Consider the following 22162-nt stretch of genomic DNA (forward strand, 5'->3'; position numbering starts at 1 on the left):
AGGAGTTCATCATGAAAAAAACGGGAATCATCCTAATCGTAACACTCGGCTTTTCATTGTTTTCGCTGCGACCGGAAAAGGCCCGGGCCCAGATTGCCGCCGCAGATGTCATCAAACTGACAGTGACTAAGGTCATCAAGGCCATCGACCTCAAAGTGCAGCGATTGCAAAACAATACGATCTGGCTTCAGAACGCCCAGAAAGTATTGGAAAACCAGCTATCCAAGCTGAGGCTTTCCGAGATCTCCGGCTGGTCCGGTAATCAGCAGCAGCTATTCAGCGGGTATTACGACGAGCTTTGGAAGATCAAAGCCGGCATTGCTTATTACCAGCGGATCAAAGACCTGACCGCCACCCAGGTGGCCATGGTCGGAGAATACAACAAAGCCTGGTCGCTGCTCCGGCAGGACAACCATTTCAATGCTGGCGAGATCAATCAGATGGAGGCTATTTACAATGGTATCCTTTCCGCCAGTCTCAAAAACCTTGATCAGCTGCTGTTGATCATCAGCAGTGACCGTACGCAGATGACGGATGAACAGCGCCTGGAGCTGATCAACCGGGCTGGCGACCGGCTCGATGAAAATTACAACGACCTGCGCAGGTTCAGTTCAGAAAACAAAATGCTCAGCCTGCAGCGCAGCAGGGACCTGGGTGATACTCAAACTATAAAAGCATTATATGGCATCGATTAAACAGCTCAGGCATAAAGCAGGCAGGCTTGGGCAAAGGGCGCGGGCGCTGCTCCTCTTTTCATTCGTTACCGCTATCGCTTCCGGCATGGCGGCTGAAGCGAAAGCACAGAGCTTCGCGGAATGGTTCCGGCAAAACAGCACGCAAAAAAAGTACCTGCTGCAACAGATCGCCGCGCTTCAGGTTTACGCAGGCTACCTGAAACAAGGCTACAGCGTGGCCCGCGGCGGGCTGGGCTCCATTTCCGGCTCCCTTACTGCTGAAAACCTTTTGCATGGCAGCTACTATAACCGCCTGGCCATTCCGGGACAGGCTGTCAAAGACAACCCGCAGGTTGCCGAGATCCTGGTTTGGCAGCAGGATATCCTCGCATTGCTGGCCAGCACCGGACAGGTCCTGGGTTTAACCCAGGCCGAAAAGGATTATTTATCCGGGGTACGCTCGGCAGTCCTGAAAGACTGCGACCTGCAGCTGACGACGCTCCAGGCGATTATCAGAGACGGGCAAGCGCAGATGAGCGATGCAGAAAGGCTGGCGGGGATCGCCGGAATCCATTCGGCCATGCAGGATAATTACCATTTCGCCGCCTCCTTTTCCGCCCAGGTCAGATCCTACGCCTTGCAACGGGCCCGGGAACATGGCGATGCACTGACAACCAGGGCGCTTTATAATATTAAATGAACCGGTTATGAACAGATCAATAAAAACGCTGGCGCTCGCCTTCATCCTAGCAGCGGCCCTGTTAAAAACAGGAAGGGCAAAAGCCCAGGAGCAGGAAATGCAGCAGCTACTACTGGATATCGAAAAGCTGACGCAGATGAAAAGTATCCTCTCGGACATGAAAACGGGTTACCAGATCTACCAGCAGGGCTACGGGACGATCTCCGCCCTCTCGAAGGGCAATTTCGACCTGCATAACCTTTACCTCAGCGGCCTGCTTGCGGTCAGTCCCGCGGTAAGGAATTACGGCAGGGTAACGGAGATCCTGCTGATGCAGTCCCGACTGGTCAGCGAGTACAAAGAAAAGAGCGGACTGTTCCGAAAAAGCGGCAGTTTCTCCATCAGCGAGCTCAACTACATGGGCACCGTTTACGCCCGGCTTGTCTCCGAAACCCTGAACGACCTGGAGGAACTGACGAACATCGTCACGGCAGGCAAACTGCGGATGTCCGATGCCGAGCGCATCCGGGGAATCGACCGGATCTATTCGGCCAGCTCCGACAAGCTCGGGTTCCTCCGCTCCTTTAATGAACAAGGGATCATACTTTCTCTTCAACGGACGAAGGAGGCCGGCGACACCCGCTCGCTCAAACAACTTTACGGCCTGAACAACTAAAAAACTCCAATCTTATGAAAAATAAACGGACGATTACCGCTTTAGCAGCGGTGGCAGGGATGATCTTTCCCCTGTTTTCCCACGCGGAAGGGCTCGCGGACGATATCCACGGCCTGCAGGGTACGCTCGACGGCGTTTACCAGGACATGCTGCCGCTCTGCGGCCAGCTGATCGGCATAGGCCAGGGCACCGCGGGATTTGGCGCCTTATGGTATATTGCTGCCCGGGTCTACCGGCAGATCGCCAGCGCGGAGCCCATCGACTTTTACCCGTTGCTCCGGCCCTTCGCCCTGGGGCTGGCCATTTTGCTCTTCCCCGTAGTGATCGCGGTCATTAACGGCGTGATGCAGCCAACGGTCAGCGCGACCGGCAGCATGGTACAAAACTCGGACGCGGCCGTCGCACGGCTTCTCCAAGCCAAGGAGGATGCCATCAAAAAGACGAACTCCTGGCAGATGTACCAGGGCGAAGATGGCAGCGGCGACCGGCAGAAATGGTATAAATATACCCATCCCGACGATCAGACCGGCAACAATGAGGGCATGTTCGAGAGTATCGGCAACGATCTCAAATTCGCCATGGCCAAGGCCTCCTATAATTTCCGCAACACGGTCAAACAGTGGATGTCGGAAATCCTCCAGGTCTGCTACGAGGCAGCAGCGCTCTGCATCAACACCATCCGTACTTTCTTCCTCATCGTGCTGGCCATACTGGGTCCGCTCGTCTTCGGGCTGTCCGTCTTCGACGGCTTCCAGCACGCGCTGACCTCCTGGCTGGCCAAATACCTCAACGTATTCCTATGGTTGCCGGTGGCCAATATATTCGGCGCGATCATCGGTAAAGTGCAGGAAAATATGCTGAAGCTGGATATTTCACAGGTGCAGGACACCGGCGATACCTTCTTCAGCTCAACCGATACGGCCTACCTGATCTTCCTGATCATCGGGATCATCGGCTATTTCACGGTCCCCGGCGTGGCCAATTATATCATCAGCCCCGGCGGCAGCCACGGCCTGCTGCATAAGGTCAATACCATGGTCATCAACGCCGGAAATACGACGATCCAGGCCGGTTCAGCTACCGGAGCAAGGATGCAGCAGGGCGCGACCAACCTTGTTAACGCCCCCGGCGATTTTATGAAAGGTTACAACAGCCCAGAACAAGAAGGACAAAAAGGTAATTACGAAGAGAAAAAGCTGTCGGGCCGCTAAGTTATTTATTGACCATCAAACCGAAAGACTATGTTCACCCATCTCAAAAATATCGACACCGCATTCAAACACATCAGGCAGTTCAGCATCTGGCTGACCGTCGCCAACCTGTTGTCAATTCTGTTCTTTATATACAAAAGCGGCCTGGCCGGCGCGGAAGCCCGCAACCGGGTGTATATCCTCCATAACGGAAGACTGCTGGAAGCAGGCGCATCAGAGCGCAGGGCCAACCTCCCGGTGGAACTGCGGGACCATATCAAGAACTTTCATGAAGCATTTTTCGACCTCAGCCCGGACGATAAAGCGATCCAGTCCAATGTGAGCCGGTCGCTCTACCTGGCTGACGAATCGGCCAAGCGGCAATATGACAACCTCCGGGAATCCGGGTATTACAACAACCTGATCTCCGCGAACATCTCGCAGGAACTGACGGTCGACAGCATCAGGCTGGAGGGTAACGACTGGCCATTCACCTTTGCCTGTTATGCCACAGAAAAACTGGTGAGGTCCAGCGGTACAGCCTACCGCCGGCTGGTCACCCGCGGACAGGTAAGGAATATCAGCATCCAGACAGACAACAATCCTCACGGCTTTCTCATTCAGAACTGGGAAATATTATCCAACCGGGACACGACCCTTCAATCACACTGACATGTTCAAGTTCAAAAAGGATACACAAACCGAAACAGTCACCGGGGGCATCGCCGCAGGGATCGCTGACCAGATCCTCAGCCAGCAGCGCCGGATTGCTGCAAAACTGAACAGGTGGGCCGGCCGCTACCGGGCCGACAAACAGAAAAGGTTCTTATGGCTGTTCTGCGCCCTGTTCATGCTCGCCCTGACCACCAGCCTGCTCCTTACCATCCGGATAATCAAGCTGCCCAAACAGGATGGTCACTACCTGCCCGGACACATCGGCCGGGCCTCAGACATCCCGGGCGCAGTTGCGCCCTACCGGCCATTAACCGATTCATCGACTTTAAAAAAATAAACGTTATGGAAAATCAAACCAAGCTGACCAGCCAATCCCCTAACCCTGCCGGGTTGCTGAAAAAAAGAAAGTTTTACCTGGCGGTTCCTGTACTGATCCTGCCTTTCCTCACCATGGCCTTCTGGGCGCTTGGCGGCGGAAAAGATACAGGCAGATCCGCGGCGGCACCATCCAAAGGGCTCAACATGGCCCTGCCATCGGCCCAGTTCAAGGACAAACCCGAAAAAGACAAGATGGCTATTTACCGCTCCGCGGCAAAGGACACATCTTCCGGCGGAAACGGCGTCAGTAAAAGTTTTATCCAGGCGATGGGATTTACCCCAGGGACAGCCGGAACAACGGACAAGGCGAAAACGGCCGTTATCGGCCAGTCTGCATACTCCGCCAGCGCCGACCTGCAATCTGCCCGGATAACCGCCAAACTTGCCCAGATCAACCGGCAACTCAACCAACCGGCCCAGCAAAGCAATTATTCCCCAGCGACACCTGATCCCCAGGTCAGCAGGCTGGACAAAATGATGAAGCGACTGAATACCCCTCCCGCCGAAGACCCGGAAATGAAGCAACTGGATCAGATGCTCAGCAAGATCCAGGCGATCCAGAACCCGGAGCCTGTTAAACCCGCTGTCAGCCCAAAAGAAGAAAACGATTCCGCGTTCAGCGCGATCCCCGCGGTGGTCGACGGGAGACAGAAGGTCATCAACGGCGGCACGGTACGGCTGAAGCTGACCGATACGGTCACGCTGAAAGGGGTTTTACTGCCCAGCGGCCAGCTACTTTTCGGGGCCTGCCAGGTCATCAACCAGCGCCTGCTGCTGCATATCCAGAACATAAGGATCGGCAAAAGTATCCTGCCGACCGACCTGACAGTTTTCAGCCTGGACGGGATGCCGGGCATACCAGCCCCTGAGGCCGAGCTCGGTGAAGCGGCCGGAAGCGGCGCCGGTAACGCTATTGCCGGTATGCAGTTCCTGGGCATGGACCAGTCGCTGGGCACCCAGGCCGCGGCCGGCGGGATAAACGCGGCCAAAGGCCTGTTCAGCAGGAAAGTCAAAAAGATCAGGGTGAAGCTTGAGGACAATTTCGCCGTACTGCTCCGCGACAACACCCATAAAAAATAAAAGTCCATGGAAAAATCCCTGAACCGCGTCCTTGAAGCCTGGAAGAGCTGGGAGGACAAACAGACGCAGATGGAAAAGATTGCCGGCCCCGGCAAGGAGGAAGCCGCCGTGATCCGGCGGTTAAAGCTGGAGCATTTCCAAAAGGCCAGAAATTTGTTAGCCGGAAATTTACGAAAAGATGAACAGCCCTTCCTGCCGCTGATGAACGCAGCCATCAGGAAACTGGAGAAACAGGTCTATCCCAATATCCTGGCCCGGCTGTTCTTCCGGCTGAAGCATGCTTTGTTCGATGCACCCGCGCAGCTCAAAGCCCGTGAAACCGAACGCAGGGAGAACATCGAGAGCCTGAAAGCGGAACTGGTCAAAGCCGGCTTTAAAGATTTCGCGGTCAGACTGGAAGACCGGCTCGACCCGCAATCAGCCAGGCATAGCATAGCGCTGAACAGCCAGCTGGATCAGAACCGCAGCCTGGACGTTAACCTGATCTTTGAAAAAGATGCCAATGACCAGTTTCAATTCAGGGCCATCGCTGCCACTCTCAAAGATCAGCAGGGACAACAACCGGAACGGGCATTTCAGTTCTACATGAACGAATGGCCGGGCCTGAAAGCCGCCCACGTAAAAAACTTGCTGGAAGGGCGCGCTGTCCGGCAGGATTTTACGGATGTCAGCGGCCGGTCGAACAGCCAATGGCTGGAATTACCGGAAACCGGCACCCGGCTTAAAAGATATACCCAGGATTACGGCTACGACCTGGCGAAGGTACTGCATGATCCCCAGTTCGGTCCGCTTCAAAGCCCGAACGGCATGGATTCCCTGATCGGGAAGCTGGAACAGGGGCATATGGTTCCGGTCAAATGGGCCCATGCCAATGGCCAGGAATTAGTTTACATCAAAGCGGACCCGGCCGGAGGCGGCATCAGCATGACCGACAGCATGCAGAAAGCGGTCCGGCCGGAACAACTGAACCAGAAACTGGAAAACCGGCAGGAAAAACAACAGGCAGTCATTAAACATCTCCACCAGCCACAGGAAATCAAACAGCAAAGAAAAAGGAGCCGGGGGATTAACCATTAAATTACAGCCATGGACAGCAGCGTCAATTTTCAGGAATTAAAGGAAGAGCTCAGGGAGCTGGGTTTTTCAGACCCGAGGGTGACCAACCGGGTAGGTGAAATGATCTTCAAACAGGATCATTACGGCTGGGTGATGAGCGACCTGCAGAAACATGGACAGGAGGAATCATACTTTATCTTCGATTTCGGGCGCGGCGACGACGGGCGGCTTAACCTCCTTTATTACGCGGGCCACCTGTCGGTGAACGGGGACCTCGGCAACGAGCGGTTCCAGCATTTCCTGCCCGGTGTCCCAGGGGTGCAGGCACTCCGGCTCCTGGATGAACGTGCCAAATACCCCGAACTCGACTTTAACAGCTGCTATACCCCGCTGAGCCTCAAAGAAGTCAAAATCAGGCTGGAAGCCTTTAAATTACCGGTCCCCCTGGAAAAAAAGCTCCAGCCCATCATGGTCCAACTGACCGAAACTGGTTTTAATGACCCCAATCTATGCAGGGCTCTGCAACAAAAGATCGAAGAACGGCAGGAGCGTTTTTACCTTGAATCGCTTTCACCAAGCGGCCGGCATGACATTCTTTTTACGCTCAATTTTGCGCCTGATACCTCCGGCCAAACCCGCCTGGATAATTACCGCGGCTGTTTCGTATCCCAGGATCCGATTGCCCGGCAAAAGACAGTATCCGAACTTTACCATCCCGCTATCGGTGAGCATTTCGAAGCCGCCGTCAACAAACAACTGGCCACAACACTGCTGGAAACCCGGCCGACCGTAAAACCATCGGGGTATTATTACAATACCCCTCCCCTGACCGATAAACAAGTAACACAACTTTTAAATCAAAATAGTATGAACACACAAAATGTAGAGTTTCTGAAGAACAGCCTGCTGAACCTGGGGTTCGGCGACAAGATCAATGACCTGCTGGAGAAAAAGATCCAGGCAAAAGAACCGGAGTTCGCCCTGCTGACCAGCATGACCTATAACCAGAAAGATGTGGCCTATGCCCTGCACTTCAAGGCCGGAAACGAAGGCGACATGTACTTTTTCAACAAGTTCGATGCCGCCCTAAACAGCAAGCCCGACGAAAAACAAAGTTTCTACATCAATAAAGGCAATGGCATTACGGCCAAAGAAGCCTTTAACCTGATGGAAGGGCGCGCCGTACACAAGACGCTTTTCAATAAAGAGGACGAAAAATACCAGGCCTGGCTGAAACTTGACGACGACAACCTGTCCCCCGGCGGCAATAAGCTCTTCAAGCGCTGGAACGAGAATTATGGCTTCGATGTGGAAAAAGTGCTTTCCGGTAAAGGCATCAAAGAAATGGCGACTGCGGAAGGACAGGAAGCCCTGATCAAATCCTTAAAAAAAGGAAACGCGCAACAGGTCACCGTTGATATCAACGGCAAAGAACAAAAATTCTTCGTAACCGCTAACCCCCAGTTCAAAACCGTGGATGTATTCGATAACAAAATGAAAAAGGTCAAACGGGAGGAACTATTGCAACCGGAACAAAAACAAAGCAACAGCCAAAAACAAGACAACAAACAAAACCAGGGAAAGCAGCAAAAGGAGGAGCTGCCTGCAAAAAAGCAGAAGAGAGTTAAAGTATAAATTCATCACAAGAGACTGTATCATTTGATTTATGATACAGCCTCTTTATTAGAAGTGCGCCCACCTGAACTCGAACCCTGGACCAAAAAATTATGAGCGTAAAATAATATCGTTTCCTTTAGAAGTAAAACCATGTTCATCGGTTTACAAGAGCTAATTTAAACTATCTAGTCCAATGGAAAAGTGATGAAATATGAACCTTCGGTAATCGACAGCCAACTCGATCTTTTTCGACTCACGGCAATCGCATCCACAACCTAGCTGGTATTTTAACGGTCAAAGCTTTCTGCAAAAATCTGATAACATTCATTTTCATATCATGAAAAATATAAAATCGATTGATTCATTACTTGGTGTTAAGCTTGCTGACTGCTACTTTAGAACGCACTTCCCTTTTGATGATGATCAAAAGATTAGATTTAAAATGGGCGTATTCTTAGAAGCCGTTGAGGATCTGGGCCGGCCGAAATTAATACCTCTGGTTAAGGATATCGCTGAAATGCTGATCACAAGCTCAAAAAACAGTGATAAACAAGACGGATTCGATTTAGAAAGGCCTATGAGAACCTTAGCAAGTATTGTTCGCCCATCCGATGAGGACTGGATCTTAAGCAAATTGGGGGAAACTGACTTTGGTCCGGGGCTTGAATTTCCTCAACTTAGGCAGGCAATAGAATGTTTTGCGCGCATCGGAAGCATAAAATCTTTACCATATATACAAAAGGTTGCTATTGAGCATAAAGAAAAAACCTATGTCCCGAATGTATGTCAACTTGCATATGAACAGATCTGTAATCGTGAAAAAACATCGAAGGCAAAGGATATTTTAACGGCCAAACTATAATTAGACTCAGCTCCTATTGAACTTTATCGGCCAAAGTCCCTTCCGAGGGTGGCTTGTTTTCCCAAGGTTCCTGCATGCCAGGAAGTAAAAGCACCGGAATTATTACACTTTTATACCCTTTTGTCATTGGAGCCAAAAATAACCGCTCATTAAAAGATGGCGAGATCAATAGGCGCTCGTTATTTTTTATTTTCAGATTAAGGGTCGTCTCCAGTTCCACAATGCCCAGGGTTTTTAGAAAATATTTATTCAAAGTCTGATTCTTATAATCGCCGGCAAAACGTTCCATCATCTTCTGGAGTAGATACGATCTACCCAGCTCATTCACCTGCTCATCATGCTGTCCCCCTCCCTTCCTCGAATTAACCAAAATAGGATCCGGATGGATTGCTCCTGTCAATGCGGACGGCGACCATTTCATTAAACTAATGTAGTCCGTATAATATGCTTTTTTGATCTTCAGGTCACCCTGTATTTTCATGACCGCTTTGAAAAACCTTTCGTCGATTAGTTCCTGATATTCAGGGGAACCCAGTACCAGCAAAATGACGCTCTCTTTCAGAAACAGTTCAAAAAACCTCAGGGTATGTTTGATCGTGCCATTTCGTAAGTGAGTGCGAAGCGTAAATTTACCGTTTCCGGCCAGGATAATACCAGCATCGGATATTGTCCCAATGGCCTCTCGGATATCTTCTTCAGAGATCTTACCGGTCACCGGCCTTACTTCCTGGATGGATTTCCTGCTGAGCATGTATTTCATGTCAACCGGCCCTTTGGCGACGAGCAAAATCGAAAGCACATATTTAACGACCGAAAGCATGCGCAGGCGTTCGGTCTCTTCGGCGCGCAGATCAACGTAATTGCGATAGACGGTATTTTGCACCACAAGATCTGCCAGCATTTTAGCCGGTCGTGCATCTAATGAACGTCCATCGGCTGAAAATATGGTAAAACTTTCGTCACTGAATACAAGCAGCCAGTAGCAAACTTTCTGGTAGTAAAGTATCTCGCTTTGAATGACCGCCTTCGAAGTCAGGCTTTTTGCTACCATTATCAATTCCGCTACAGGTAAAATATTGTCTTTAGCGCGCAGAGCCCGGAGCAGGTCCTCGCCATCGATGAGCTGAATACCCTCCCCGCAGTTGGACAGATTTTTATAATGCCCATGTACATTGCCGTTAACGCCGTTCAACGCGATAAAACAACCCTGGATATTTTTCGCTTGCCCGTGCTCTTTGGCGTAAAGCTTCCCAAGGAATTTCAGCCAATCAGGGATACCCAAAGGGGTCTTATAAGCTTTACATTCGCAGATCACCTCATGAAAGATAACCTTGGCTACGCCGGGTTGCCGAAACCTCGCGCTGACGTCGATCTCGTCCCCTCCCGCTCCAACTTCGTTGGTAACCACTTTTTCGTATCCGAGATGGCCAAGGATATATTTAGTGAGTTCTTCCAATTGATGGCCCTTATCGTCCGTATTTTTTCCGAGGATGATCATGTCAGGTTTAGCTTATACAGTATATAAAATGTAATATTAAATAAGGGGCTGCGAAAAACCTAAATAATCAATGGCATTCTGCGATGATTAGTCAAAACTGCTAAAAACTGGTTTGATTACACCACAGTTTTTCATTTGGCCGGACGGATAAATGCTTTTCTTATGATGTATAAGGATATGATTTCAAAAAATAAATATCTTTATTCTTGTTTATAGATCTTATCCCTTATTATGTTTTTAGTAAACCTGAAGCTTTGGAATTTCCGAATTTTCGGAAATAACAAACCGTTTGACCTGCTCCGTCCCCACCTGAATCTCACCTTTAATCAAGGTATCAATGTATTAATCGGTGAAAACGATTCCGGGAAAACCGCGATAATCGATGCCATTAAAATCGTTCTAAAGACGCATAGTACAGAATGGATAAGGGTCGAGGAAGAAGATTTTTTCCAGGATTCCGAAAGGTTCAGGATCGAATGTAGGTTTAAAGGCTTCACGGATGACGAGGCCAAATATTTTACGGAATGGCTGGATTGGGAGACTGGCCCAAATGGAGGAGAACCCTACCTGACTGTTTATTATGACGTATCCCGGCGGAACGGCAGGATCATGCCAACGGATATCAAGGCAGGTATAGATGATACGGGCCATGTCATGAATGCAGAAGCAAAGGAGATGCTACGCACGACATACTTGCGCCCGTTGAGGGATGCCAAAAGCGAACTTTCGCCCAAACGTAATTCCAGATTATCCCAGATCCTTTATTCGCACAAAGCCTTTCAAGATAAGAAAAATCACAGGCTGATCACCCTGGCCAAATTACTGAATGAGGAGATCGCTGGCTACTTCAAAGGACAGAGCGCGGACGGTCAAAGCCTTACGTCCGAGAATGACCTACTGGGCAAGGATGTTAAAGAAGTTATAGACGAATACCTGAGGCGGTTTTCTAACAAGTCGACAGAATTTAAAATGACGCGTGCCGAACTCAAAGGTATCCTCGAATCTTTAAGCTTGTTGTTCCAGGATGGCTATAACCTTGGACTAGGTAGCCACAACCTGCTTTGTATCGCCTCAGAGCTACTTCATCTCAAAAAGAACAACTGGGATGGCCTTCGTCTGGGTCTGATCGAAGAGATTGAAGCGCATCTCCATCCCCAGGTACAGTTACAGGTGGTCGAAACACTGAAGGCACATTCCGCCGATATGCAGCTTATCTTTACCACTCACAGCCCAAATATCGGTTCAAAGATTCCCTTGGAAAACCTGATCATCTGCCACGGTGGCAAAGTTTTCCCGCTCCGGAAGGGGACTACCGAACTCGACGACGAAGATTACCAGTTCCTGGAGATATTCCTCGACACGACTAAGGCCAATCTATTTTTCGCCAAGGGGATAATCCTGGTCGAGGGTTGGGCGGAAGAGCTGCTGGTTCCTTCCCTCGCCAAAGCTATCGGAATTGATCTTACAGCCCACGGCGTTGCCATTATCAATGTGGGTAGTACCGCATATCTAAGGTATTCGAAGATCTTTCAAAGGAAAGAGGCCCCGTTGATGGAAATCCCCGTCGCTATCGTTACTGATGTGGATATCAGAACATATGAAAAATCGCAAAAAAAGGATGCCGCCGGTAAACTGGAGCTGGATACTGAGGGAAAGAGCACTTACGTTTACATCAAACGGGATGGTCCGACAGTCGAATCAGAAACCAAAGCCGCGGTTAAACAAAAGGACGAATCATCGGGGATCATTCAGTACTACATCGGTGACAAATGGACCCTGGAATATGCCCTTTACCATTCGGAAGCTTTGCAAGTGTTGTTTAAGGAACTTGCGGAAAAAGTACACAGTAAAACGGACTGGAAAACAGGCTGGGAGGCCAAGCTTGCGGAAAAGCTGATCGAGAAACGGCTTGATAAAACGGAGATCGCCTACCGGCTGGCAAATACGATCAATCAGCACCTCGTCAAAGACCCTGAGCGGCTGCTCTCCCCTTTAAAAGAAATAAACCTCGCCGATAGCGATTCGGATGCTATCGGCTATCTGTTAAAAGCCATTAGACATGCCTCAGGAAATTAAGATCACGGACGAACAGATTAGGCTCTCCGAAGACATTTTACTGCCAGCGTCCCGACATTTTGATAACGAACGGTTGGATTTTATCAAAGATCTGGGAACATTCGACCTGCATGCTGTGCCCGGAAGCGGCAAAACGACAGCTCTGCTTGCCAAGCTGCTTGCCCTGGAGCAACATTTGCCATTTGAGGACGGATCAGGCATCCTCGTTTTATCGCATACCAATGCCGCTGTAGACGAGATCCGAAACAAGATCGGATCCTTGTGTCCTCGTTTGTTCAACTGTCCGAGTTTTGTCGGCACGATCCAAAGTTTCACAGACCTGTTCCTTACGATACCTTATTACAAGATCGTTTACCGGAAAAGACCGGTCAGGATCGATGACGACATTTACCAAGAACACCATCATGTAGATTACGGTTTTCAGAAATGGCTTGATAACCGGCCTGGCGACGGCAAAAAACTTTTGCACGACTATCGCCTGAGAGACGGAGATCAGCTTACATTTAGACGAACCACGGATGCTTTTCCATTCGGGAAGAAAACCAAATCATTCCAAACGATCCTCGCACTCAAAAAGAAGCTAAGAGAAGAGGGTTTCATCTGTTATGACGATGCCTACATCCTCGCCATGGAATACCTCGATAAATTCCCGAGGATGATTAACATTATCAATAAGAGGTTTAAGTATGTCTTCGTTGATGAAATGCAGGACATGGATGCCTATCAGTATGCGCTGTTGGAAGTCCTGTTCTGTCAGGCGCGGGATGTCGGTTACCAGCGGATCGGCGATAAAAATCAATCCATTTACAGCAATGATGATGCGCTGCAAGCCATCTGGGAGGAACGTAGCGTTAAAGAATTTAATGGTAGCCACCGGCTACAGCCCCTGGTTGCGGCGATGGTCGAACCATTGGCCATCAACCCAATCCCCATCAAGGCACAAAAAACGAACGTGGACGGGAGCCCCATCAATATTAACCCTATCCTATTTGTGTATGACAATGATACTATTGAAGAAGTGATCCCTTCGTTTGCTAGAGAGATCAAAAAACTAGCAGACAGCCGACTAATTGACACGCAAACGGAACACACCTTTAAGGCCATTGCCTGGACTACGCAAAAGGATGGCGATGATCGCAACATATTTTGCCTCAACCATTACCACCCCGATTTTTCCAGGGAACAGCAAAAATTACAGATTAATTACCCTTGTCTCGAAAGTTACTTGCATTATTTTACTCCCGGCACAAACAAGCTGGCCTCGATTCGGAAAAGTCTACTGAACGGCCTACTGCGCGTTCTTCGTATCGAAGGTATATCCCACCCACATACCGGGCGAACTTTTTCCAAAAGATCTTTCCTGGATTATTTAAAAATAGAACACCCGGAGTCCGAACCCAGATTTAAACTTTTTGTATTCAAATGTTCTAAGATGGTAGCGGAAGGTCAAATCCCCCAGGCTCTGAGATTTTTCTCCAGAGGAATTGAAGCCTCCCTGCAAAAATTCGGGACGACCATAAAACATTCAAGAGGGTTCATGACCACAAGTCATGAAGGAAAAGCACCAGTCCTGGATACAAGCCCATCTGCCACCACCGTAAATCAATATATCCAGGACGGAATTGTGATCGACGTGGCAACCGTACACTCGATTAAGGGACAGACTCATACCTGTACTCTGTATATGGAAAGCTTTTATCAGGCCAACGTTGGCAAAAAAGGCCAATATGAATCCACCCGGATCGCGGACCAGTTAAAGGGTATCGCAATTGATGAAAAGACACACAAATACATCAAACAGTCCCTGAAAATGGCTTATGTGGGTTTCTCCAGACCTACACATCTCCTGGCATTTGCCATCCACCGTTCGAGATATGACAGCCACTATGCCGGAACGGATATGGTAAAAAAATGGGACGTTAGGGTGGTACATAAAAAATAAAAATATCCCGATCATAAGGGAGGGTTTTACTTCCCCCTTGACAATAAACTGATGAATATTTACCTTACCGTTCGCAGCATTCCTTCTTCAGATCTCATGAAAACCGAAACTAAACCTGAAAACCAACCATTTAAAGAATATTATATTCAACCCATCCTTAATATCGTTGACGAGTTTGCAGATATCAATGATCCGGATGCTTTCAAGCGTTATTTTTACAGACGGGACCTTCCATTCGAGGACCATATTTCCACAATTCTGGAAAGCCGGACCAGTTTTATCATCGGGGAGCCTGGTTATGGGAAAAGCAGGCTTATCCAGGAGCTATGCAAGCATACACCTGGAGATTATGTGCGTTTTGATTGCAGGGACCTTGACCCACAGCAGGGACTTATAGTTGAACAAAACATAAAATACCTTTTTTTTGACGGCCTTGATGAAGTTGCTCCAGTAGCTTTTCTGGGAATACTTGATAGCATCAGGTCGATTATTGCCAGCCGTCCGGATTGTTCGGTTAGTATTGCGTGTCGGACCCATTACCTCGAACGCGCGAAAAGCTATCTCGTTAATTTCAAAGGGGCTAAATATGTACAGGTCACCCCTTTTAACCATACTCAAATCTGGCGATACCTGCTGAACTACTTCAGCAACATAGATATTGCCGATGCTATTTATTACCGGTCCCGCAGTATTTCTGGAACGTCAGTCCTGCAAACACCAAGATATCTGGAGGCATTTGTAAAAGCTGTCCTGAACGAAAATATCAGCCGCGAAGAAATCAGGAACATGGCGACAACCGAGATTTTCGAGCGGGTTATTTATTTCCAGCTCAGGACCGAGCTCAAGAAAGCCAAAGAAAGTGCTGCACCACTGAAAGAGAAAAAGTTCAAGACCACCGTTCGGGAAGTCTTGTCCTATATAAAAGCATCCAATCAACCTAAAGAAAACTCAAACGAGCTTTATATTACGCAACGGGTACTTGAAAAACTGGCCTTCGTAATGGAAGTCTACCAGCGGACCCGGATCACGATGCAGGAACTGGTGACCTTTTTAGATAATACGGAGTCTAACATTAACCTAATATTCCTGCAATACAGCAGCGTGGATAAGTTTATTGAACGCACGCTAAAGAAAACCAATGATACCGTATCCTTTGAGCACAGTTCCTTTCAGGAGTACCTGGCTGCGAAGGAACTGGTACGAATGGGGGACTCTGCACAGGTTATTTACGATCTAATCCTGGAGAAAGACCTACAACTTATTTATCCCAACTGGCTAGACGTTTTGCAGTACGCCATCGAGCTTGATGCAGAAAAAATCGCTGGTGCTTTATGTAATTTCCTGTCAGATAACGTTTCCCGTCAATTTGATGAAAAACTAGTCAATATACTCATGGGACCCGGTATTGAACGGGCCAGTAATATAACCAAAGGCAGACTTTTCAACACCATTTTTAAGCACTACCAGTTAAGCGGCAGGTATTTATACCAGAAAAATGATGCCCTTGCTGTTTTATTTGCCGGGCCGGCAGATATATCCCTTTTGGCTGTCCCGGATTATAAGGACTTCGACACCAATAATATCCGGCAACTGACAAACTTGATCTTAATGATTAGTAGTCTGAATAAAATCGGGGTACTGCCGTCGGAACTTCATGAGTGCTGGAAAACGTTTATCATGGATCATATCCAAAATGGTCAGTTAAAAAACGAATACGAGATCTTATTTTTCGGGCTAGAGCATCTTGAAGCTTTTTCAGAGATCAGGGGGCTGGGCGATTTTATTGTGGGAATGGATGATGGGCATATTGCCGCTTATCTTGATACCCTGTCACGGATCGGACCAGACCAAAGTTTACCCTTTTTCTTAAAAATTGTATCCGGCAGGCCCAACGTAAAGCGCAAAGATCGATTCTTAGATTCCATGAAGACAGAAGCCGGGATCGTCGAAATACTTCAGTTACTCATCAATGATGAGACTGCTCGTTCCAGTATTTTCAATCACCACTCCAGTTCTGTCGAATTTTATTCCTTGCCAGAAAGTATCAGGGAGCTTAAAAGTGATCCCCTTCTTAAACTGATTGAAAAAACGCTTTATGCACTTTCCGGGGATGAAGATTATGTCGACTACCCTAATAACTTGGGGCATCTTATGGAGCGGCTAGTTGCTTATCTCTTGGTTGACAGTAAGAATTTTATGAAGCGGCTGTTACAGCGCCCAAATTTTGAAGAGATTATCCAGGAAACATCTGAGCCCTTTGCTTTAAATATGAGCGAAGCACAATTCAAGTCCCTTTTTCAAGCCCTAAGCAAACAGCGCAGAGGTAATTTCTTATTGACCCGGTTGATCAGTCACTTAAAAGTCACAGGAATTCCTGAAAGAAAAAAACTACTTGATAAACTACGTGCCAGTTACCCAATGTTTTTTCATGAACACAAAGTGTCTCCAAAAGAAATGGAGGAGGCGGAACAAATGGAAAAAGAAAAACTGTACCGACAATTCGAAAAACGGCTAATGAAGGGTACAGCGGACGTGCAACAGTCGGTATATAAGTTTTATTTTGACAACAAGGAGAAATTGCAGGATCTGGTAACGTCCGATGATATCAAAAAAATGACCGACATTGTAAGGTCAGTGGTAGACAGAGTAAAGCCTGAAAGTTTTAAGGTCCGCATAGAAAGGCAAGGCAGTACTGTAAACTATAATGTCAATGATACAAGCTGGTATAATTTCGGGTATTTTCTGAATGCAGCGATAGAGTTTGGAATGGAAGATCTGATAGCACGAAACCGCCGAAAAATTATTCTACATCTCCCCATGATGAATGAAAAAGCAGCTACCGGTTATGGACATCCTGGTAAATTTGCAAAATTGATAGGAACGGTAACGCCGGAAGAGGTATCAGACCTGCTTGCTTTTTGTACAAATCGCAATGATGATTACCTCTACAGCGCAGTTTCAAGCTTTACTGATTTTATTGCGGCCAATCGTTTATACGTTTTCAAACCCATTTTGAAAGAAATGCTCGCTGCTCCGCTACCAGAGATCTATGAAAAAGAAGCTATTCTGAAAGTGATCGGTACATTTTCCGAAAACCAAGACGATATCCTGCTTTTAAAGGCAATAGAAAAGGATTTCGATCCCGACGATGAAAGTAAGTGGAAGCTAGGCAACCTGGCAAATTCTATACTTATCACACAATTCGGGGATGAAGAAAGTATGGGGTGGCGATTTTCGCAATTGAAATCGAGACTTCAGGCTTATCCCACTGATCCCTACTCCCGGGACGAAGGTTTGCGCCCATACCCGGAATGGGAAATTGAATTGGATGACCCTAAATTCGGCAAGTGCCTGGAAGGCATAAACAGCGAATTGATCCGTATGGAAATGGCGGGGCTACTGAGATTCTCACTTGAAGTACGCAGGAATCCTGACTACATACGCTACAGCAGCTATATTCAACGAATTATTTCCGGTTATTTTTCGAGTATCAACTCCTTATCTGTGATCAGAGAGATCAGGTCCATCGTCGATGATCCAAAATATAAAGATACGGCCAATAGCTTCAAAGAATACCTCAGGACTATTGAGATAAACTATACGGGGAATGTCCTATTATACAAAACGATCAGCGAACCCGTAAAAAAATTCAACTATCTGAGGACCAGAAAGTATTTATCCATCGACGATAGCCATGCGCTTGTTGCTGTAGTAGATCTTGCTTTGGAGGACCTGAAAAGCTTTGTGAACGATAAAGGATATTATATGCCCGCAAGACAGCTATCGGGGTCTATTCAACGCGGGGCGGGCAAACCCAAACTTTTCAACGAAGATATACTTCAGAAAACGCTGAAAGTCGAATTGGAGAATAGCCTTTTACGTCGGGGGTTCCGAAATACCGATATACTCCGCGAAGTATCTATTTACGATGATAAGCGCTTGGACCTGTATATCAAATACGGGTTCATCGGGCCTGTGATCGCCGAACTGAAATTACTGCACAATGACGAAATCCAGGATATGACGCGGCGTGCAGTATATAAAGAAAAGCTCATACAGTATAGAAAATCAGTTAACGCCGAGTATATTTATTATATCGTTTTTGATGTAAGGAAACCAGACAGGGCCACCTTCGAGGCCTACGAAGAAATGGTGAGGGAATATCAGGATATCAAAGGGTTGCAGTGTGTATATATCCCCTGCCCCCATCCAGATGATTGAGAGGAATTACATAAGGCCAAGCTGGCATTATTTACTTGAACTCCAGAACGGTGACCGCTGGACAACAAACTGCCAATTTTTTTATATTAGCCGCCTGTCATCTACTTATGCAGAGGGCATTAAACCAAATCTATCATGAGCGAAACCAATTTTTCTATCCTCAATTACAGCCAGCATATCAAAATCAGTGTTAACGAAATAACAGCTTATCAAGATCATCTTCACGCATATCTACAGGTTCCTTTACACTTCATCCTTCGTGTTCTAAACCCCAAAGAGACAGCGTTCGATCTCTTACCGGGAACTTTTCGGCTTTTATTTAACCAGCCTAAGCAACTCCTTTCAGAAAACTATGGCTTGAGGGGGATTTCGGTAAGGCAAATCGAAATGAACTCAGGTTATCTGGTTACCTTCAAGATGGATCAACGGGAAATGCAATTCATTGAGCAGTCAAGAAAAGGGGATTTACAAATGGCACTGGAGATCAATGTCAATGCTATAATTAAAAACAGGGTTGATGCTGGCGATGGAAGGTCCTTTTATTCCAGTGATCACATACACGCAGAAATTGTCGTTGTAAACTTCATAATTCCGCGTTCAATTTGGATAGAAAAATTATTACCTAAAACAGGTTTTCGCAATCTTAAATTAATAGAAATTCCGTTATCGCACTCCAACTTAAAAGAAGCTTACAAAGACATCATTGCTGAATTTGATAAGGCGGAGCATTATTTTAACCTTCACGATTATAACAAATGCGTGGCACATTGCCGACACACGCTGGATGCATTGACCAGGAACCTGAGAAGCATTAAAAATGAAAGCAAGTCTGAAACCGGTTTCAAATGGCTTCAGACCGTTTCCACGGAAACGTTCAACTGGATTGATAAAATTAACCAGTCTACATCAGCTATTGCATCAAAAACACACCTTCAGGACAGTCTGTCGACTTTGGAAGAAACGAGGCAGAATCTATTTATTTAATTATTCTCGGTTTACTCAATTATATCGGCAACCTAGAGAGATAAAAATCCTGTGATTTCAAGGTTGCTTTTGAAATGTTTAGCTTTATGATAATAATCAAGATCGCGAAGCCTTTGTAGCGATCTTTAAAGCTTATAAAAAGCTAAACAATGTCCGATAAAAACGAACTCAGCTGGGAGGATTATGAAGCCATTACCCAATACATTTATGGGGCATTAGGCGAGCAAGATGGCGTCAAAGTAATCGGCTATGGCCGGAACTGCAAGGTCAAAGGAAAGTCCGGGGTAATCTATCAAATCGATGTCCTGACCGAACAGTCTGACGGCGAAAAAACACACCGTACAGCCATCGAATGCAAATTCCTCAATGAAAAGGTCACCAATGAGACTGTCATGAAACTCCAGTGTATCATGGAGGATGCGGGGATCGGAAGCGGGATCATTGTTTGCAAAACAGGCTTTACCCGGGATACCCTCATCTATGCAGAACATAAGGGTATCAAACTGGTCGAACTGTGGGAAGCAGGAGAAAAAGATGAGCACTTTCAAAAAACGGTCGAGATAGGAATATTAAACCTCCATATCAATGCAGTCGTGTCGCGCGGAGTCGCAACCAGCATTGATATCGGCGATAAAATAATCACAATTGCTGATGAACAAGAATTGATCGACATGCACTATGTCCAATTTTCTGATGCCAGCGGTAACACTGTTATACTAGGCGAATTCCTGAGCGAGTTCTCTAAAGAATTACAAAACAAAGGGGAGCTTTTAAAGAGCACAACGATAACCTATCCGCTTAACCGTACATTGTTCTATAAACAACCAAACGAGGAGATTGCATTCGATAAAATAGCCATCACCGGATACATTGCCAAGATCGACAAAAGCTCCAAAAGATCGTTCTACTTGACCGATCAGGTATGGATGATCATGAATGAGCTTTTCGATAAAAGGAAACTTACTTTATCAAAAAGCGGATTGATCTGGAACCTACCTTAATACAATTAAATCGCAAACTAAAGTCAAACACATGAATGATGTTCAAGTTACCTACCAGGGAACATCGATAACAGAAGTTAAGCCTAATATTCCCATTGATGAAAAACATGATTTTAAACACTATATATATTTTTCACCTTTTTTGACAGACATAGATGTTGACTGTAAAACAGCTCAGTTTCAGGTAAACCTTTCAAGTCAATTAGAGGGAACAACCCTCTATTACAGATTTACGACTTTATCCATTTTTAAATTTTACGGATTCTCCGCTGGAGAAGATCAATACGATCTTTTAAAAGACTACGCACAATTTAGTTACCTAAAACACTTCGAGCTATTTAAAGAGAGGTTGTCTGTTGATCTTCATGAACATTTGCGTCAGCAATTGGACATCATCCGTAGTGATCAAGGCGGCTTGAATGCCGTAGAAACCGTGTTATCTATAGCACCAGGCAAATCATAACAGCCTGACTATTAATTGAAAGTTTAGTCGTTTCCGAATTATTCGAGAACTATGTATCGAAATTGTCCCAATCATCACCTAATACCCAGCGGATTGCTGATAACTTCCCATATAGCATCCCGTATTCGAAATCATCTTTCGGTAAAAGGTTCTTTTTACCGACCTTAACCTCTAAAGCTTTTGCTGATTTTTTGGCTCCGTTCCATATTTCTTTTACGATAGTACTTTCAGGATTTTCATCATCCCAGTCTTCCGGATTAACCAGCTTGACCTTGCCTTCCTTGATCAAAGAAGCACGAACTTTATGTCGTGTATACCAAAGCCGATTGGTCAACTCATCTTCCACGCTGGTAAGTTCAGAATAGGGCCTGATCTCCCATGCCATTTCATTCCCAACCAAAATTTCAGAAACAAACTCGGGGTTGAAATTCTGAATGGCTTCGGATAGTTTAATGAAGTATAATGACCGGCCATCTTCAAAATAATCCTGGTAATCAAGATGGGGTATTTTATCGCTACCGGCAACCAAGCTAAAGTCTTTAACATTATGTGTCACAAAAACGAAAGTATCTGATGGGGACTTTGTTCGCTCTTCGGCATAAGTTTCGATAATAAGCGCATCGTCCATACTGTTTTTTGCGCGGTGAAATGGTGCTCTTTTATCAATTGCACGCTGCGCCGCCCTTAATTTAATTGTATCCGCAGTCGGGATGATCTCAGCTTTTGCGAAAAGCTGTTCAATCTTTAATATTGAACGGTCTACGGCCTCATTCAACAAAGGCAGTTTTTGGTTGATCTCACTTAATTGATCAAGAATTGAATTCTTAGTGCCGGGATCTCCAAAATGGTTTACCGTTTCTTTGACACGCGAAAAGATACTGGAAAGGCTTTTTTTACTTTCAGCAATTATCCTGTCTTTATTTCTTTCAAATTCGGTTGTGATGATCTCAGGAACAAGTAGGCTAATTTCTTCGCTGTCCATGAGATATTCCATAACCATGAGCAGCGTTTCTTGCTTGGGGTCTTTTGCAAGGTCTAACCAAACACAAGTGTCAACAAGGAATTTAATCATAGCTTAATCATTAGATAA

18 protein-coding genes are annotated in these 22162 nt (G+C 46.7%); 16 read left to right on the forward strand and 2 right to left on the reverse strand.

The features are described from left to right. The first annotated feature begins 11 nt into the window (after positions 1-11). The 10 genes from EAH55_RS20405 to EAH55_RS20450 all read left to right on the forward strand — a co-directional run bounded on the left by EAH55_RS20405 (position 12) and on the right by EAH55_RS20450 (position 8887). Positions 12-695, forward strand: coding sequence for a conjugal transfer protein TraI (locus EAH55_RS20405; RefSeq protein WP_121811291.1), 684 nt, complete (start codon positions 12-14; stop codon positions 693-695). Beyond that, positions 682-1374 carry a hypothetical protein gene (locus EAH55_RS20410; protein WP_121811292.1) on the forward strand — a complete coding sequence of 231 codons (693 nt, stop codon included), beginning with the start codon at positions 682-684 and terminating at the stop codon, positions 1372-1374. The genes EAH55_RS20405 and EAH55_RS20410 overlap by 14 nt, the downstream gene beginning before the upstream one ends. A 7-nt stretch (positions 1375-1381) precedes the next feature. After that, entirely contained in the window at positions 1382-2029 is a 648-nt protein-coding gene (locus EAH55_RS20415; protein WP_121811293.1) for a TerB family tellurite resistance protein, read from the forward strand. Between the two features lie 14 nt (positions 2030-2043). After that, positions 2044-3240: a conjugative transposon protein TraJ gene (gene traJ / locus EAH55_RS20420; RefSeq protein ID WP_121811294.1), complete on the forward strand. Its 1197-nt coding sequence runs from the start codon at positions 2044-2046 to the stop codon at positions 3238-3240. Positions 3241-3270: 30 nt separating this feature from the next. Continuing rightward, positions 3271-3891, forward strand: coding sequence for a conjugative transposon protein TraK (traK, locus tag EAH55_RS20425; protein WP_121811295.1), 621 nt, complete (start codon positions 3271-3273; stop codon positions 3889-3891). A 1-nt stretch (position 3892) separates the two neighbouring features. Next, complete coding sequence (locus EAH55_RS20430; protein WP_121811296.1) at positions 3893-4231, forward strand: hypothetical protein; 339 nt, start codon at positions 3893-3895, stop codon at positions 4229-4231. Positions 4232-4236: 5 nt separating this feature from the next. Beyond that, positions 4237-5352, forward strand: coding sequence for a conjugative transposon protein TraM (gene traM, locus EAH55_RS20435; protein WP_121811297.1), 1116 nt, complete (start codon positions 4237-4239; stop codon positions 5350-5352). Positions 5353-5358: 6 nt separating this feature from the next. Then, positions 5359-6429: a hypothetical protein gene (locus tag EAH55_RS20440; protein ID WP_121811298.1), complete on the forward strand. Its 1071-nt coding sequence runs from the start codon at positions 5359-5361 to the stop codon at positions 6427-6429. A 9-nt stretch (positions 6430-6438) separates the two neighbouring features. After that, a complete protein-coding gene (locus tag EAH55_RS20445) occupies positions 6439-8043 on the forward strand; it encodes a hypothetical protein (protein ID WP_121811299.1) in 1605 nt (534 codons plus the stop codon). 319 nt (positions 8044-8362) lie between these two features. After that, positions 8363-8887, forward strand: a complete 525-nt coding sequence (locus EAH55_RS20450) for a hypothetical protein (protein ID WP_121811300.1) — start codon at positions 8363-8365, stop codon at positions 8885-8887. 13 nt (positions 8888-8900) lie between these two features. Here EAH55_RS20450 and EAH55_RS20455 read toward each other — a convergent pair whose 3' ends face one another. After that, the gene (locus EAH55_RS20455; RefSeq protein WP_121811301.1) at positions 8901-10385 is read right to left on the reverse strand and encodes a restriction endonuclease; all 1485 of its coding nucleotides are present in this window, start codon (positions 10383-10385) and stop codon (positions 8901-8903) included. A gap of 231 nt (positions 10386-10616) precedes the next feature. On the opposite strand from EAH55_RS20455, the gene EAH55_RS20460 reads away from it, so the two are divergent. The 6 genes from EAH55_RS20460 to EAH55_RS20485 all read left to right on the forward strand — a co-directional run bounded on the left by EAH55_RS20460 (position 10617) and on the right by EAH55_RS20485 (position 21072). After that, on the forward strand, positions 10617-12461 hold the full coding sequence (locus tag EAH55_RS20460) for an ATP-dependent nuclease (RefSeq protein WP_121811302.1): 1845 nt from the start codon (positions 10617-10619) through the stop codon (positions 12459-12461). Then, entirely contained in the window at positions 12445-14403 is a 1959-nt protein-coding gene (locus tag EAH55_RS20465; RefSeq protein ID WP_121811303.1) for a UvrD-helicase domain-containing protein, read from the forward strand. Before EAH55_RS20460 ends, EAH55_RS20465 begins: the two co-directional genes overlap by 17 nt. A 51-nt stretch (positions 14404-14454) precedes the next feature. Continuing rightward, a complete protein-coding gene (locus tag EAH55_RS20470) occupies positions 14455-18624 on the forward strand; it encodes an NACHT domain-containing protein (protein ID WP_162996981.1) in 4170 nt (1389 codons plus the stop codon). A 135-nt stretch (positions 18625-18759) separates the two neighbouring features. Next, positions 18760-19608 carry a hypothetical protein gene (locus EAH55_RS20475; protein ID WP_121811305.1) on the forward strand — a complete coding sequence of 283 codons (849 nt, stop codon included), beginning with the start codon at positions 18760-18762 and terminating at the stop codon, positions 19606-19608. A gap of 149 nt (positions 19609-19757) precedes the next feature. Then, positions 19758-20609: a restriction endonuclease gene (locus EAH55_RS20480; protein ID WP_121811306.1), complete on the forward strand. Its 852-nt coding sequence runs from the start codon at positions 19758-19760 to the stop codon at positions 20607-20609. A gap of 31 nt (positions 20610-20640) precedes the next feature. After that, positions 20641-21072, forward strand: coding sequence for a hypothetical protein (locus EAH55_RS20485; RefSeq protein ID WP_121811307.1), 432 nt, complete (start codon positions 20641-20643; stop codon positions 21070-21072). A 49-nt stretch (positions 21073-21121) separates the two neighbouring features. Here EAH55_RS20485 and EAH55_RS20490 read toward each other — a convergent pair whose 3' ends face one another. Next, positions 21122-22144 (reverse strand): PIN domain-containing protein, encoded by a 1023-nt coding sequence (locus EAH55_RS20490; RefSeq protein WP_121811308.1) that lies wholly within the window; start codon positions 22142-22144, stop codon positions 21122-21124. Between the last annotated feature and the right edge of the window lie 18 nt (positions 22145-22162).

It is taken from the genome of Mucilaginibacter kameinonensis (assembly GCF_003675385.1).
GTDB lineage: Bacteria > Bacteroidota > Bacteroidia > Sphingobacteriales > Sphingobacteriaceae > Mucilaginibacter > Mucilaginibacter kameinonensis.

Coding starts and splice junctions, on each gene's coding strand:
- EAH55_RS20475 (WP_121811305.1), top strand. CDS start 18,760: ATGAGCGAAACCAATTTTTCTATCCTCAATTACAGCCAGCATATCAAA.
- traM (WP_121811297.1), top strand. CDS start 4,237: ATGGAAAATCAAACCAAGCTGACCAGCCAATCCCCTAACCCTGCCGGG.
- EAH55_RS20485 (WP_121811307.1), top strand. CDS start 20,641: ATGAATGATGTTCAAGTTACCTACCAGGGAACATCGATAACAGAAGTT.
- EAH55_RS20430 (WP_121811296.1), top strand. CDS start 3,893: ATGTTCAAGTTCAAAAAGGATACACAAACCGAAACAGTCACCGGGGGC.
- EAH55_RS20405 (WP_121811291.1), top strand. CDS start 12: ATGAAAAAAACGGGAATCATCCTAATCGTAACACTCGGCTTTTCATTG.
- traK (WP_121811295.1), top strand. CDS start 3,271: ATGTTCACCCATCTCAAAAATATCGACACCGCATTCAAACACATCAGG.
- EAH55_RS20470 (WP_162996981.1), top strand. CDS start 14,455: ATGAATATTTACCTTACCGTTCGCAGCATTCCTTCTTCAGATCTCATG.
- EAH55_RS20415 (WP_121811293.1), top strand. CDS start 1,382: ATGAACAGATCAATAAAAACGCTGGCGCTCGCCTTCATCCTAGCAGCG.
- EAH55_RS20410 (WP_121811292.1), top strand. CDS start 682: ATGGCATCGATTAAACAGCTCAGGCATAAAGCAGGCAGGCTTGGGCAA.
- traJ (WP_121811294.1), top strand. CDS start 2,044: ATGAAAAATAAACGGACGATTACCGCTTTAGCAGCGGTGGCAGGGATG.
- EAH55_RS20455 (WP_121811301.1), bottom strand. CDS start 10,385: ATGATCATCCTCGGAAAAAATACGGACGATAAGGGCCATCAATTGGAA.
- EAH55_RS20490 (WP_121811308.1), bottom strand. CDS start 22,144: ATGATTAAATTCCTTGTTGACACTTGTGTTTGGTTAGACCTTGCAAAA.
- EAH55_RS20450 (WP_121811300.1), top strand. CDS start 8,363: ATGAAAAATATAAAATCGATTGATTCATTACTTGGTGTTAAGCTTGCT.
- EAH55_RS20440 (WP_121811298.1), top strand. CDS start 5,359: ATGGAAAAATCCCTGAACCGCGTCCTTGAAGCCTGGAAGAGCTGGGAG.
- EAH55_RS20460 (WP_121811302.1), top strand. CDS start 10,617: ATGTTTTTAGTAAACCTGAAGCTTTGGAATTTCCGAATTTTCGGAAAT.
- EAH55_RS20480 (WP_121811306.1), top strand. CDS start 19,758: ATGTCCGATAAAAACGAACTCAGCTGGGAGGATTATGAAGCCATTACC.
- EAH55_RS20445 (WP_121811299.1), top strand. CDS start 6,439: ATGGACAGCAGCGTCAATTTTCAGGAATTAAAGGAAGAGCTCAGGGAG.
- EAH55_RS20465 (WP_121811303.1), top strand. CDS start 12,445: ATGCCTCAGGAAATTAAGATCACGGACGAACAGATTAGGCTCTCCGAA.